Origin of the sequence: Sulfurirhabdus autotrophica (assembly GCF_004346685.1) — a bacterium.
Classification (GTDB): domain Bacteria; phylum Pseudomonadota; class Gammaproteobacteria; order Burkholderiales; family SMCO01; genus Sulfurirhabdus; species Sulfurirhabdus autotrophica.
Genome location: NZ_SMCO01000002.1, coordinates 182,202 through 196,004, shown reverse-complemented (window position 1 = coordinate 196,004; position 13,803 = coordinate 182,202). Strand labels below are relative to the sequence as shown.

The 13,803-nt window shown below is 45.9% G+C and carries 13 protein-coding genes; 3 read left to right on the top strand and 10 right to left on the bottom strand.

What is annotated here, in order from left to right:
- Nucleotides 1-59 precede the first annotated feature (59 nt).
- The 3 genes from EDC63_RS05105 (at nt 60) to EDC63_RS05095 (ending at nt 4,280) form a co-directional block, all read left to right on the top strand.
- A complete protein-coding gene (locus EDC63_RS05105) occupies nt 60-725 on the top strand; it encodes a GTP-binding protein (protein WP_124947041.1) in 666 nt (221 codons plus the stop codon).
- Nucleotides 709-1,944: a sensor histidine kinase gene (locus EDC63_RS05100; RefSeq protein WP_124947042.1), complete on the top strand. Its 1,236-nt coding sequence runs from the start codon at nt 709-711 to the stop codon at nt 1,942-1,944. Before EDC63_RS05105 ends, EDC63_RS05100 begins: the two co-directional genes overlap by 17 nt.
- 104 nt (nt 1,945-2,048) lie before the next feature.
- Nucleotides 2,049-4,280 carry an ATPase, T2SS/T4P/T4SS family gene (locus tag EDC63_RS05095; protein ID WP_124947043.1) on the top strand — a complete coding sequence of 744 codons (2,232 nt, stop codon included), beginning with the start codon at nt 2,049-2,051 and terminating at the stop codon, nt 4,278-4,280.
- Nucleotides 4,281-4,328: 48 nt separating this feature from the next.
- Here the strand turns inward: EDC63_RS05095 and EDC63_RS05090 are convergent, their stop codons facing one another.
- The 10 genes from EDC63_RS05090 to gspG are packed head-to-tail and all read right to left on the bottom strand — an operon-like array spanning nt 4,329 to nt 13,278.
- Complete coding sequence (locus EDC63_RS05090) at nt 4,329-4,712, bottom strand: type II secretion system protein (protein WP_223248336.1); 384 nt, start codon at nt 4,710-4,712, stop codon at nt 4,329-4,331.
- 2 nt (nt 4,713-4,714) lie between these two features.
- On the bottom strand, nt 4,715-5,197 hold the full coding sequence (locus tag EDC63_RS05085) for a type II secretion system protein (protein ID WP_124947045.1): 483 nt from the start codon (nt 5,195-5,197) through the stop codon (nt 4,715-4,717).
- Nucleotides 5,198-5,204: 7 nt separating this feature from the next.
- A complete protein-coding gene (locus EDC63_RS05080; RefSeq protein WP_124947046.1) occupies nt 5,205-7,541 on the bottom strand; it encodes a secretin N-terminal domain-containing protein in 2,337 nt (778 codons plus the stop codon).
- Nucleotides 7,538-8,059 (bottom strand): hypothetical protein, encoded by a 522-nt coding sequence (locus EDC63_RS05075; RefSeq protein WP_124947047.1) that lies wholly within the window; start codon nt 8,057-8,059, stop codon nt 7,538-7,540. Before EDC63_RS05075 ends, EDC63_RS05080 begins: the two co-directional genes overlap by 4 nt.
- On the bottom strand, nt 8,059-8,610 hold the full coding sequence (locus EDC63_RS05070) for a hypothetical protein (RefSeq protein ID WP_124947048.1): 552 nt from the start codon (nt 8,608-8,610) through the stop codon (nt 8,059-8,061). The genes EDC63_RS05075 and EDC63_RS05070 overlap by 1 nt, the downstream gene beginning before the upstream one ends.
- Nucleotides 8,607-9,140 (bottom strand): PilN domain-containing protein, encoded by a 534-nt coding sequence (locus EDC63_RS05065; protein ID WP_124947049.1) that lies wholly within the window; start codon nt 9,138-9,140, stop codon nt 8,607-8,609. The genes EDC63_RS05070 and EDC63_RS05065 overlap by 4 nt, the downstream gene beginning before the upstream one ends.
- 4 nt (nt 9,141-9,144) lie before the next feature.
- Entirely contained in the window at nt 9,145-9,969 is an 825-nt protein-coding gene (locus EDC63_RS05060) for a hypothetical protein (protein ID WP_124947050.1), read from the bottom strand.
- Nucleotides 9,950-11,662 carry a GspE/PulE family protein gene (locus EDC63_RS05055; RefSeq protein ID WP_124947051.1) on the bottom strand — a complete coding sequence of 571 codons (1,713 nt, stop codon included), beginning with the start codon at nt 11,660-11,662 and terminating at the stop codon, nt 9,950-9,952. Before EDC63_RS05055 ends, EDC63_RS05060 begins: the two co-directional genes overlap by 20 nt.
- A complete protein-coding gene (locus EDC63_RS05050; protein ID WP_124947052.1) occupies nt 11,659-12,849 on the bottom strand; it encodes a type II secretion system F family protein in 1,191 nt (396 codons plus the stop codon). The genes EDC63_RS05055 and EDC63_RS05050 overlap by 4 nt, the downstream gene beginning before the upstream one ends.
- Before the next feature lie 6 nt (nt 12,850-12,855).
- Entirely contained in the window at nt 12,856-13,278 is a 423-nt protein-coding gene (gene gspG / locus EDC63_RS05045) for a type II secretion system major pseudopilin GspG (protein ID WP_223248337.1), read from the bottom strand.
- Nucleotides 13,279-13,803 lie beyond the last annotated feature (525 nt).

The following is a 13,803-nucleotide window of genomic DNA, read 5'->3' as shown; positions in this document are numbered from 1 at the left end:
AAAATTTCCATTCGCTGGTGAGATTATTTTGCAAATAATATAAGGTCTACACTTTAAAGATGGCAGAATTTGACGAAATTAATCGCAAAATCACCATTAAGCTGGTTTATTATGGCCCGGCTATGAGTGGCAAGACTACTAATGTCATGCAATTGCATGACATGCTGGCACCCGATTTGAAGGGTGAAATCATGACTCTGGAAACTCAAAATGATCGAACATTGTTTTTCGATTTGCTTCCTTTGGGTTTTCGCACGCAATCCGGTTGGTTAATCAAGTTCAAGTTATATACAGTGCCGGGGCAAGTAGTACATGATGCAACGCGCAAGGCGGTGCTTTCACGGGCAGATGGTGTTGTATTTGTGGCCGATTCCCAGCGTTCGCAAGGCATCAATAATTCCGAGTCATTTCAGAATCTGGAAGATAATGCACGTCGTGTAGGTCTTGATTTTGATGTTCTGCCATTAGTCGTACAGTTTAATAAGCGTGATCTGCCCCACATTCTTTCCGAAACAGAGATTCAGGACCGTTGGTCGGCAGCGCCATGGCCTCTGGTGTTCGCCTCAGCCCTAGTGGGTACTGGCGTGAAAGAATCATTTATCAAGCTGTTGGAAGCGGTTTATCCAGCACTGAATAAGGCATTTTCATTGCAAGAAACGCACCAGATTGGAATGTCTGCATTTATTCGTGCTGTTGTAGGAGAGCCGGATGGAAATCCCGGTTAGAGGATACGACAGCGAATTAAGTTTGCGTGATCTGCTGTCTGGTATTTCAGAGGATAGGCTGGGCGCTGTGATGTCTGTGTTACTCGATTCAAAGTTCCGCGTAGTTGCTGAAAATGGAGATCTGATTGCAGGAGAGACAATCGCCTTTAACGAGGCAAGCAACCGAATTTCACTCAGCTATGATCTTGAATCCGTTGGTTATCTGGAAACGATTTCTACAGAAAAGATTGATGAAGCCAAACTGCGGGCCGCAGTCAACTTGCTTCAGTTGTTGATGAAATCCGGTGCACGTTATTTTATGGCCTCTGAAATGCATATTGAGGTTGTGAAGTCAGATTATGAAGAACTTCAGCGTAAGCACGCGGCACTATTGGAATCGGAATCCCGTTATAAGGCTCTGGCGGAACAGTTGGATGAGCGGGTAAAGGAACAGGTTAAGATGATTGATTCAGCTCAACGCCAGTTATACCAAGCTGAAAAAATGGCTTCAATCGGCCAACTGGCTGCGGGTGTCGCCCATGAAATTAATAATCCTATTGGATTTATTAAAAGTAATCTGAGTGCTGCACAGTCTTACGTAAAAAAATGCCGCTCCATGGCAGACCTGGTGAAGTCAGAGGGGGGAGAGAAGCTTGTTAATGCATGGAAAACCGCTGATCTGGACTTTGTGCTTAATGACTTTGATGCATTGTTGCAGGAGAGCATATCGGGTTCGGATCGGGTGGCACGTATTGTAGCGGATCTTAAAGGATTTTCTAATGTAGACCAGGCCGAAGAAGAAAGCGTTAACCTTAATGACAATATACGATCAGTGTGTAATGTAGCTGCAAATCAGATCAGCAGCCAGGCTGAAATTGTTTTGGAACTTGGTGAATTGCCGATGTTGCGTTGTTTCCCGGGACAGTTAAATCAGGTGTTTTTGAATTTGCTGCTCAATGCAGCTCAGGCCATGAAAACTCGTGGTGAAATACGGATTAAAACCAACTTTTCGAATGGAAAGATCGGCATTCAGATAGCCGATACGGGAAGTGGTATTCCGGCAGAGGCATTACCGCGAATATTCGACCCTTTTTTCACTACTCGGGATGTGGGGCAGGGTACTGGCTTAGGGCTGACAGTCAGCAGGGATGTAATAATGGCCCATGGTGGTTTTTTGGAAGTGGCAAGTGAGATAGGCGTGGGAACAACGGTTACGATTTATTTGCCTGTAGTGGAATAATGATCTTGTTTTTTCCGTTCAGGTTATTAAGAAGGGTAGCTTAAGTTGCGTGCTGAACCATAGTAGCGTAAACATAATGTATAAAACTTTGTGCAGGAAACTGAATGACTCGTTACGCATCCTTATTTACAGGTAGTGCGCCTGATAAAGATCAAGAACATGAATTGCCTAAATCAGCAGGTTACCGGATTCTTTTGGTCGATGATGAGCCAAATGTGCTAAAAGCATTGCAGCGGGTTTTTCGCCAGGAAAATTATACGGTCGTTACTGCTCCAAATGGTTTGGAAGCGCTTGAACTGCTAAGTAAAGAACCGTTTCAACTCATGATCTCCGATTATATGATGCCGGTCATGAATGGCGCAGATTTGCTGAAACAGGCCAAAGCGTTGCATCCGGACATGATACGAATTATGTTGACCGGCCATGCGGACACTGGAGCGGTGATGGGTGCCATCAATGAAGGTGCCGTGTATAAATTCATTCTGAAACCCTGGAATGATGATGATCTTCGCATCACAGTCGGATTGGCATTGGAACAGTACGATCTGATTCAGAAAAACAAAGCACTGCAGAAAGACAACGCGCAGAAATCAAATGAAATTTCTGCGCTTTCCAAACTGACTGTTACCAATCGCAGTCAGCTCGCCATCATGCTCAATAAACGCAATTTGCTGAATAGTCAGCAGGTCCAGGAACTGTATCGGTTGCAGCAGCAACGGAAGGAACCCATGATCAAGCTGCTGCTAGAGCATGATTGGGTATCAGAAAAAACCATCCGCGATATTTTGCGCAAGGATTTGCTGGTTGAGGAAGTTTCTCTTGCCGAATTTCAGGTGGATCCTACCGTGGCTTCCCTTGTGCCTCACAGTTTTTGTGAACGGCAACTGGTCGTGCCGCTCAGACTGGAGGGAAAACGTTTGCTGCTGGCAGTAGCAGACCCTATGGATACCGGACTGATTGATGACTTACGCTTTGTTTCCGGACTGGAAATCCAGCCTGTGATGGCTAATGTGGCCGCTATCAAGAGCAAGCTCGCAGAGGTGTACGGTGCAGAAGAAATAGATTTTAAAGAACTGGAAACGTTGGTTTCCAGCCCTGATCCCTATGAAGGAATTGAAGTTGTCATAGAGGAAGAAGATAACGCATCACTCGATGAATTGCTGCGCGGCACCGATGAACCACCTGCAATCCGCTTGTTAAATGCGGTTATGCTGGAAGCGATCCGTTTGGGCGCTAGTGATATTCATATTCAGCCTCGCACCAAGAGTGTCGTAGTACGTTATCGAATAGACGGGGTGCTGGTGGACAAAATTAATATTCCACATCATTTGCACCAGTCACTGGTTTCACGGCTTAAAGTCATGTCGGAGCTGGATATCAGCGAGCGGCGCAGACCGCAAGATGGTCGTATCACGGTTAAAACCCCAATGCGTATAGTGGATTTGCGTATCTCAACGCTACCGACTATCAATGGCGAAAAGGTTGTAATGCGTATTCTTGATCGCAATTCAGCCATTGTTGGCCTGGAGGGGTTAGGGTTTTCCAAGTCGGACTTGGTGAAGGTCCTGAATATGGTTGATAAACCCCAGGGATTGATTCTTACAACCGGCCCCACTGGAAGTGGTAAAACCACCACGCTTTATGCCTTGTTGCAGCACAATGCATCGCCGACTAAAAATTATGTCACCATCGAAGATCCGGTGGAATATTATATGGATCAAGCTGGTCAAGTGCTGATCAAAGAGAAGATCGGGTTGACCTTTCCTGTTGTTTTACGCTCTATCCTGCGGCAGGATCCAGACGTAATTCTGTTGGGAGAAATCCGTGATTATGAGACTGGCGAAGTGGCATTTCATGCTGCCCTTACTGGTCACCTGGTATTTTCCACGCTGCACACCAATTCGGCCGTTGCAACTATTTCACGCCTGTTTGACTTGGGCCTGAAACCCTATGTAGTGGCGACTGCTTTGGAAGGCGTGATTGCACAAAGGCTGGTCCGGAAAATCTGCGATCATTGTCGCGTACCTGATTTACCAGATCAAGCGCTTATGGCACGCCTTGGGCCATTATTCAGGCAGGAAAGCGTCACTGCTTCCAAGGGGAAAGGTTGTGGGCATTGTAACGGCAGTGGTTATAAAGGCAGAATAGGTTTATATGAAGTGCTGGTGCCCAATGACGAAATGCGCCATCTCATTGCAAGTGGTGCGACAATCCTGGAAATAAACAACCTTGCGCGAAAGTTAGGTACCTCTACGTTAATTGAAGACGGTTTTAATAAGGTAAATCAAGGTTTGACGACATTGGAAGAATTATTGCGGGTTTTAGGGCCGCAATAGCACTTCCAATGTGCTGGAAAAATAGGCTAACACATGTTTATTGAGTATTTACCAAGTATTATAGGGTGACCCGTCCCGACTGTTTCCCGGCGCTCCGCTCTGGATATCATATACCCCCCCTTTTTCGGCATCCTCTGGCGGAATGACAACCCAAGTGGCTTCGCTTTCCGTGATCGGGTCAGGCGGGATTTTACGGATATATTTTTTGCTGACGAGATCCTCTAGTGAGTCAGGGTACTTTCCTTTATCTCCATAGTATTTGTCTATCGCATCACGCATGATGTTTAGATCTTCCTTCAAAATGGCTTCTTTGGATTTTTCCAGGCTATGGAAGTAGCGGGGTACAGCAATACTGAGCAAAGTAGCGATGATGGCCATCACGACCAGCAGCTCAATCAAGGTAAAAGCATTGTGTTTAGATTTTTTTGGCATGGTTACCATTCCCTGTATGCAATGCCGTTTAATCCAGTGCCACTCGATAGTGAATAGACATCATAAATATCTTCGCCTTCCTGGGGAGCATCAGGAGGGCTTTTGTAACTGCGCTTGCCCCAGGTTTCTGACGCCGTTGCATTCGGGTTTTTGGATAAGGGGTCCCGTGGAATTCGTCTCAAAAAATAGATCATTTCCTTATTGGCGCTTTTTGCGTCGACTACACCTTCAACTAATGTCTCCAGTGATTTTGGATAACCTGATTCATCAGCCGCTTTTATAATACGTTTGTCATCTACCGCTTGCTTGTAGGCATCGATGGCATCACGAATTTGTCTCAGGGATGCCTGTAATTCCTGTTCTTTGCTCCGCTGTACAGTTAATGATGTTAACGGCAGTGCAACCGTTGCGAGTATGGCAACAATCGCAATGGTGATCACCAGTTCAATAAGCGTGAATCCTTTTTTTTGGGACGATAACAGCATAAGGCTTTCAGGGCACTATCATTAATGGGCGCGGAGGCGTGGCGCTGCTTTTTACAGGATTCCCTGTCATGTCAGCCACTTCCGGATTGGAAATGCTGAGTGACGTAGGCCCAGTTTTTCCGGGTAATGGCCGCATGTAAATGATGGCAAGGTTTCCACTACCATTTACGGGTGCTTCGCGATCAAAATTGAGTCGTAAGTAGCCAGAACCTTCTCCAGTGTGCGTGAAGTCGGTTGGTTGACCATCCTGTTCCAGGAAATTGCCTGCCTGAACTTTAGTGACTTCCAGTTTTGCCGGGTCATAGACCACCTCAAAGGAAGTTTGTTTAACGTTATTAAATGCAGCCGCACTGACGTTTACGACAAATTCCTTCCCAATATTAGCCTGTGGAGGGGCAATCAATCCGAGTTGAACCGGTATGCCAGTAGTTGCTTGATTCGCAGCGGGATTTGTTGTAGATACACCTTTTGGCGGGCTGGAAAGACTGATAACAGGCTGGCCAGAAGGGGCCTTGTCAGTTTTGGGTGTGGCGGTGCCCAGGAAAAGAGGCGCTGCGCCAATGCTGGTTTCTGTGCCTGAAGTAAATTCAGTAATATCTGAGTCAGGTCGTACCAGATTGCGTACGATATGCGGGGTGATCAGCAATATAATTTCGGTTTTGGAATGCTCGTCACGATGACTTGAAAACAAATGCCCGAACAAAGGCAGATCACCTAAACCCGGTATCTTGCTTGCACTGGCACGATCTTCATCGTTAATGAGCCCTGCGAGTGCCTGGGTTTCACCATCTTTCAATCTGAGATTGGTTACGGCATTACGAGTTCCGACCTGATAGGTCAGCGTGCCTGTGCTGCTCTTGATCTCGCGCACGATATTACTGACTTCCAGTCCGACTTTAATGCCTACTTCGTTTTCAAGGAAAATGTTAGGTTCTACATCCAGTTTCAGTCCAATATCCAGATAGCTCACAGATTCAGAGATTCCCACATTGGCGGTGCTGGTGGTGGTGATGACGGGCACTTTGTCACCAATATGAATTTTGGCTTTTTCACGATTTTTTACGCGAATGCGTGGGTTCGCCAAAATGTTTGTGTCGCTGTCTTCTTTTCTGAGATTGAGCACAGGGCTGGATATTCCGATTTTACCGGCGTTCAGTGTTTTCAGGCTTTCGACAGTAAGCTGGCTGGCCACTACACTGGGCGTGGTGGCAACAATAGATCCTGCAGATGTAGTTACCGTGTTGGAATTTGTTAAGTTCAACACAGTGAACTGGTTGGGGTATTGAATGCCCAATTCAGTCAATTTGGAACGTTTAACCTCCAGTACTTCTACTTCCAGCATCACTTCAGGTTCGGCCATATCCTGAGCTGTAATCAGTTTCTCTGCGAGACGAATAACTTCAGGCGTATCACGCATCATCAGTAAGTTAAGCTTTTCATCTATAAATACATCGCGTGTTTTAAGCATGGTTTTAATCATGTTTAAAGTTTGCTTCACGTCGGCATTCGCCAGGTAAAAGCTTTTAACAACTAGTTCCTGATAGTCTTTTGCCTTGGCTGGTGTGTTCGGATAGATCAGCAGGGTGTTTTCACTGAGAATACGTTTTTCCAGTTGATTGGTGATGAGCAGTAAATTAATGACATTTTCGATAGACGAATTTTTGACGTATACCGTTGCTTTCAGGTCTGGACGTACGTCTTTATCAAAAATAAAATTAATGCCTGAAGTGCGTGAAATAACTTCAAAAACCGAGCGCATATTGGCATCACGAAACTCTAAGGTGATCGGTTTTTTGAGGCCGGAGGCAAGCGGTGGATTGGATATCACACTTTGCTTTTGTTGGTCGTCAATTGCGCGTTGTAGTTTTAAACTGGGCAGATGGCTGGGATCTTCAGCTAATATTGCGCGAACAATAGATTGAGATGCATCAATGTTGCCTGCCGTGAATTGCTCATTTGCCTTATTGAACTCGACATTATGTTTTCGATCATTTTGTAATTGTTGCAATCCATCCGCTGCACGTTTGTTTTCTTTATCGATTTTTTGAACACGAGTGAACATTTTTTCGGCTTCATCGTATTGTCCGGCAGTGCGTAGGCTGTCCGCCTGCAACAATAATCGATTTACCTGATTCAAGCGCTCACGGTGAAGATAGGCACGGTACTCAATATTTTTCGGATCTTCTTTGGTAGCAGTTTCTAATTGCGCTAATCCCTCTTCAATCTTGCTTTCGGCCAATAAACTTTTGCCATCACGGAAAGCCTTTTCGCCTGCGCATCCTGAAATGAGCAAGGTAATCAGAGATAAAACTAGCCAGCAGCGGTTACATACATTCAATTTCAATTCATTTCTCCGATTTGCATGATCTGCTTGATGTTGAGCGGAATATAGGTAAGGGTAATGTTTGAAGGAGTAATACTTTCCACGCGATACATACCTTCCAGAGTATCCCCTTCCTTGATAATAAAATTTCGATCCTGCTTGCTCAGGAAAATGCTAAGTTTTCCACCGTCTATCAGTTTACCCATATAGGTATAGGGAAGCGGTGGTGCAGAAGGCGGTGGTGGAGGCTGCGGTTTGGGAGGAGGTGGTGGCACATACCAGGACTTGCCCTTGAAAATATCATTCAAATCAGCATGTGCATCGAGCGATGATCTATTCAGTTTATCAAGTTGAATCACGTTAGTTGACTCTACGGAGTCATTATGTTTTTTTGAAGTGGTTTTTGCGTGGGTTGAAAGCGTAAATTCATTTTTGGCTGTCGCAGATTCTTCCTGATTGCTGACCCAGAAAACAGCCCCAAGCGTGAGCAGCAGCGCAGTTGAAATGAGAATCCAGCGAGTTGTTTTTGGAACTGCCATCAAGGGGCTCCAAAATATAATGTCAGTTTTATACGAGCGTCCAGCGAAGCCGCTCCAATGGTTTCGCGCTTAAAACTGATGTCATCTATCGCCGCAACCGGGACTTCAGTCAGTACTTCGTTTGCGAATTTTCGAATTTGTGGATAAGTACCTTTTAATGGCAGGATAATTTGGTATCGAGAAAGCTTTTTGTTTTGATCAGGGATGAAACGGTATTCTCCCGTTTCCAGCACCAATTGCTGGTGTTCAGCTGCGCTGTATATTTTTGCAAGCCAGTCATTTTTATCAATTGCTTGAGGGAAAAACCGGTAGTATGCAGCCAGTTGCGTTTCGGTATTGTTTGCTTTGCCTATGCCACCATTGCTCAAGGCAACTTGTGCGCGATGACGAAGTGAGGTGGATTCCAGTTTGAGTTGCTCAAGACGATTTTGCTCTGGAACGACAGAAGACAGATAAAAAGCCCCGCTGAACGCGATGAGTGTAATCCCAACAATCCCCATCCAGCCGGCGCGGCTCAGTAATCGTTTGACTGACCATATCCATGCTTTCATGGTTGTGTTCTCCATGTTGCACTTAAGGTAAATCGAACGGGTTTTTCTGGGTCACGCTGGCTTATTTCATGAGTAAGCAAGGAAATATTTGCCAATATTTTATCCTGTTGAAGCTGCTTAATGTAATCCAGCATTGCATTCAAATCTTTCGCTTCCCCATTGAGTTTCATTACCTGTTTGCCAGCGTCTGGCTGTATGGCCAGTAGCGCAATGGTATCGGGGTTGGATGATTCCAGCGACTTGAAAAGGCCTTCCCAGGGTAAGGCAAGTTTCTGCAGGGTTGCGTTGGCCTGCTTTGCTTCTTCCATTGCTTCTGGCGAGAGCTTGGTTTGAGTATTGATGCCACTGTTTTTTTGCACCAGTTTTTCGAGGTGTCCGGCATTTTCTTCAGCAGCAGATAGTGCAGTGTTAAGGGTACGAAATTGCAGGCCTATCGTGACCGCTGCTGAAATGCCAATGAGTAATAGCAAGAAACCAGTCAGGGCTGAGGTGGTTTTGGTCTGCAGATAATCGAGAGAAAGAGCGCGCACCAGTCTAATTTTCCATAACCAAAGCGTACCGGGTTATATCTTTGGATGAGAGTCCAAATTGTGCTTTGGGTAATAGTTGTTGCATGACCCATTTATCCTTGCGAGGTAAAGTTAGCTGCTGGCCTGGCGCTATCAGAAACACCTTGCTGGGCGGGTTGTCCAGATTTGTCAGGCGCCAAAGGCGATCAAGCAGAAAAGGCAGTTCCGACGCCCAGTCATCTTTTTCGATCAGTTTGGTGCTGATGCTTTGCCATTTTTGTTCGTGAAAAAGAGAAATACATAATTTTTCTTTCTCAAGAATAACCAGCCATGCCGAGCCTGCTTTGAATAGCTGGCGGTTCTGGTTGAAGGCTGGCATCAGATAAGGTTGCACTGAATGCAAACGTAATTTGCCCAATAACGCGGTTTTTTTGAGGCTATCCAATAATGGCTGGTCAATTGCACTGGCTATACCCGGGGAGCCAGCTGGACTCTCACTGTAACTAAGCGCCCAGTTATTGGTGGATTCACCGTAAACTTTAGTGAAGCAATGTTTTACAAAAGCAGTTTGCTCCTGTTCTCCGGTGATATCGGGGCTCCAGGGTACGATTTGGTAGCGAACGAAGTGATTGGACACAATGACTGAAGCATTGGCGTTTTGCCATTTTGGTTCTGTTAAACATTTAGCCAATACGTTAAGGGGGGATTCCCAATGATGGTCAGATTGTGGAGGGCATTTCACTACCTGTTTTTCTGTGATTTTCGGGCGCAAGCCTTTGCCGATTCTGACCAGAATCAATCTGTCTGGCGCTATGCCAATGCGAAGTTGATCACGCCACAAAGGTAACACGGTTCACCTCCTGTAACGTGGTTTCACCTTTGGCTACCAGATCCAGCGCTGATTCACGCAAGAAGCGTGTGCCGTTTTTTCTGGCCGCTTCCTTGATGCGCCGAATAGGTTCGCGGGCTACGATCAGTTCCCGGATTTCATCATTCAGATTCAATAGTTCTGCTATTGCCTTCCGTCCTTTGTAGCCGGAACCTCGGCATTGCCCGCATCCCAATCCACTGCGAAAGGTATATCCAGCAGTTTCTTCTGGTGTAAGGCCGGAGTCTGCCAGAAGTTGCGCATCTGGTGTGTCGGGTGCAGCGCAATGAGGGCAGTTTACCCTTACCAGTCGCTGGGCAAGAATGCCGTTGAGCGCGGTGACGAAACTGTATGGATCAACTTGCATGTGTAAAAATCGGCCAATCACATCCAGGCTGCTATTGGCATGGACTGTCGTGAATACCAAATGTCCTGTAAGTGCTGCCTGTACTGCAATTTGTGCGGTTTCTGGATCACGTATTTCACCTACCATGATTTTGTCCGGGTCATGACGCAGAATGGAGCGCAGGCCTCGGGCAAACGTCAGACCTTTTTTCTCGTTCACGGGAATTTGCAATACGCCAGCCAATTGGTATTCTACCGGGTCTTCAATGGTGATGATTTTGTCCAGGCCGTGGTTGATTTCCGAAATTGCTGCATAAAGAGTGGTTGTTTTGCCGCTTCCCGTTGGGCCGGTAACCAATACCATGCCGTAAGGTTCATTGTAGAGCCGACGCATTTGCGAGATAGTGAGATCATCCAGCCCCAGATAATCCAGTCGCAACCCTTTGACTTGATCAGCCAGGGCTTGTTTGTCCAACACACGCAGCACTGCATCTTCGCCAAAGATGCTGGGCATTATCGAAACCCGGAAATCGATCTCCCTGCCTTGCATTGCAATTTTGAAACGGCCATCCTGTGGTATGCGGCGTTCGGCAATGTCTAGTTCAGACATGACTTTAATGCGGGAGATGATCTGGTCTGCCTGCTCCAATCCCTGTGCAGAACCTACGGAAGAAAGGACGCCATCGATACGGTATTTGATGGTCAGACCGCTATGTGTGGTTTCCAGGTGAATATCGCTGACATTGAGTTTAAGCGCATCATATAGCGTGGAATGGACCAGTTTGACCACTGGGCTGGTGTCTTCACTGATGGATTTGAGCGAAAGTATCTCGATTCCGGCGGTTGGGCTGTTTTCCTGCCGGTCGCTAGGCATGACATTTTCCATGGCGCGCATGGACTCTTCATGCCGTGCCAGGTACGCCGTGATATCGGCTCGTTGTGCGAGGTACCAACGGAATGGCTGAGTGATGATTTCTTCAGCCCAGCTTTGAATATCTTGAGCAAATGGATCGGCAAAAACCAGCAGCAATTGCTCTTCGCTATTGCGGAAGGCGATACATTCTTTTTGTAGTGATTGTGCAAAAGGGAGGACGTCAAAGGCGATTGACCACTGGTGTAACTCCCCCATTGAGGCGACAGGGTAGAGCAGTGTAAGTCCCAAACTTGCCACAAAATCTTGTGCGGGGAATCCTAATCTTTCTTCCAGAATGTCGATAATGCGTCGGTTGTTGCGAGCAGACTCAGCACGAGCTTCTCGCATAACGGATGCCGGAATTTCACTGGCATGTGCTTCAGTAAGCAGGATTGCATTTGTGTTCGGGGAATTCATTGAATACTCCCTGCCAGTTCAAAGATAGGCATATACATCAATACCACTATCAGACCAATAATCAGGCCAATCACTGCCATCAATATAGGCTCAAAGAGTCGGGTGAACCAATCTACCCAGCGTGCCATTTCATCATCATAAAAGGCGGCAATACGCTCCATCATGTCGCCCATGTTGCCGGTTCGCTCGCCCACTCGTAACATGCGAAGTGAAACCGGGGTAGTTAATGCATTCATTTCCATTGCAACGGAAAGTGGACTGCCTTCCCTAACCTTCAGAATAGCACCCTGCAAGCTACCACGGAGCGCCAGGGCCAGTAAACCGGACACCATATCCAATGCAGTGGTGATAGGAATGCCGCCACGTAACAACATGCCTACAGTACGGTAAAAGCGCGCCAGTTGGTACACTTTCATGCGTTCGCCAATCACCGGAACCAGCCATAATTTTTCACCGATCCAGCGTTTGGTTTCAACCCGTGTAAAGAAATAGATAAACAAAGTCAGTACACCAACTGTCACAGCCAGCATGGTACTACCATGGGCTTCCAGTAATTTACCCCATTCAATCAACATGCGCGACATCCAGGGCAGGTCTCCACCCATGTCTTCATAGATGTGGCTGAATTTTGGCACAACATAAACCATCAGGAATAATGTGACCAAGCCACCGACTACCATGAGTAATACAGGATAAATAGAAGCATTAACCAATTTTTTGCGTACGATATCCAGCTGTGACTGGTAAGCAATATAGCGAGTGATTGCTTCGCTTAATCCACCTGTTTTTTCACTGGCGCGCACTGTGGAAACATAAAGCGGCGGAAACGCTTCTGGAAAGTGTTGCAAAGCTGCAGAAAAGGTCTGGCCTTCGTATAACGTCTTGATTAACTGGTCCAGCAGTTTACGTGTTTCGGTACGTTGCTCTTTTTCTGCCAGGGTTTCAATCGCTTCTACCAGGTTCAATCCCGCATCCAGCAGAGCCAGTAATTCCTGGCTGAACAGAACTAACGGGAAGTGAGTATTGCGCTTGGCGAAGAGCCCTGACAAAGCCAATTGCGGCTTGGTTGTGAGTACAGTCAGTCCTTGGCTCATAGCTTGTCGTGAAGCGTCACTTTCGTCAGTGGCTTCCAGAGTCAGGGCTATTACGCTGCCGTCTTCACGCAGGGCTTTGATTGCATAATGCATGGTTCGTTACCAGTTGGTAATATCTACAGCATCACCACTACCGCCTGGCTGGCCATCTTTTCCGTAGGAAAGCAGATCATATTCGCTATGTTCACCAGGCTGCTTGTACAGGTAGGGTTTTCCCCATGGATCTGGCGGAACATTTTTTCTCAGGTAAGGACCTTCCCATTTAGGTTCGTTTGCTGGGCGGGTATCCAATGCAGCCAAGCCTTGTTCACTGGTGGGGTAGTGTCCAGTATCCAGGCGGTATTGATCAAGCGCTTTACCGATAGCATCGATTTGTGCTTTTGCGGTTTTAACTTCCGATTTGCCAATTTGAGCAAAATATTTAGGGCCAACATAACCAGCCAGTAACCCGATGATGACCATTACTACCAATAGCTCCAAGAGCGTAAAGCCGCTTGCTCTTTTTATATCAGGGAATTTCACAAGTAAATCTCCGTTCAATTGGCAACCAGAACTAACCCAGATGGGCTGTTACATGATGATTGCTCATATTATAGTTATGTCATACTAATATTTTGACTGCAACAGCAAGTACTTGTTCCATATTCTTATAAATATTATTTTGTTATATGGATGCAAATTGTTCATTTTTATTGTACACACCATTCAATTCTAAATGAATATTATGAATTGAGCTTTAATAAAAAAGCATATTCTGAAAATAATTTTTGTGTATTACTCACTGCATCATATTAAAAACATTATGAATTAGGCTTCAAGAAAAGTATATAAGCATATCGAGTCAATCATCAAATGAATGTCAATCAAGGTGGTATGTGAAAAGTTTGAGGAGTAGTCCTGCAAAGAAAGTCCCATAAAATAATAGGGTTAAAGTAAATTTCATAAATTTATCACCTATTTAGCTAATAAGTTCGTTTTGTAATTTACGATTAAATTGCCCCTGAAATACCCATGTCGTTCCCTAATATTAGGGCTTCGGATCTATAA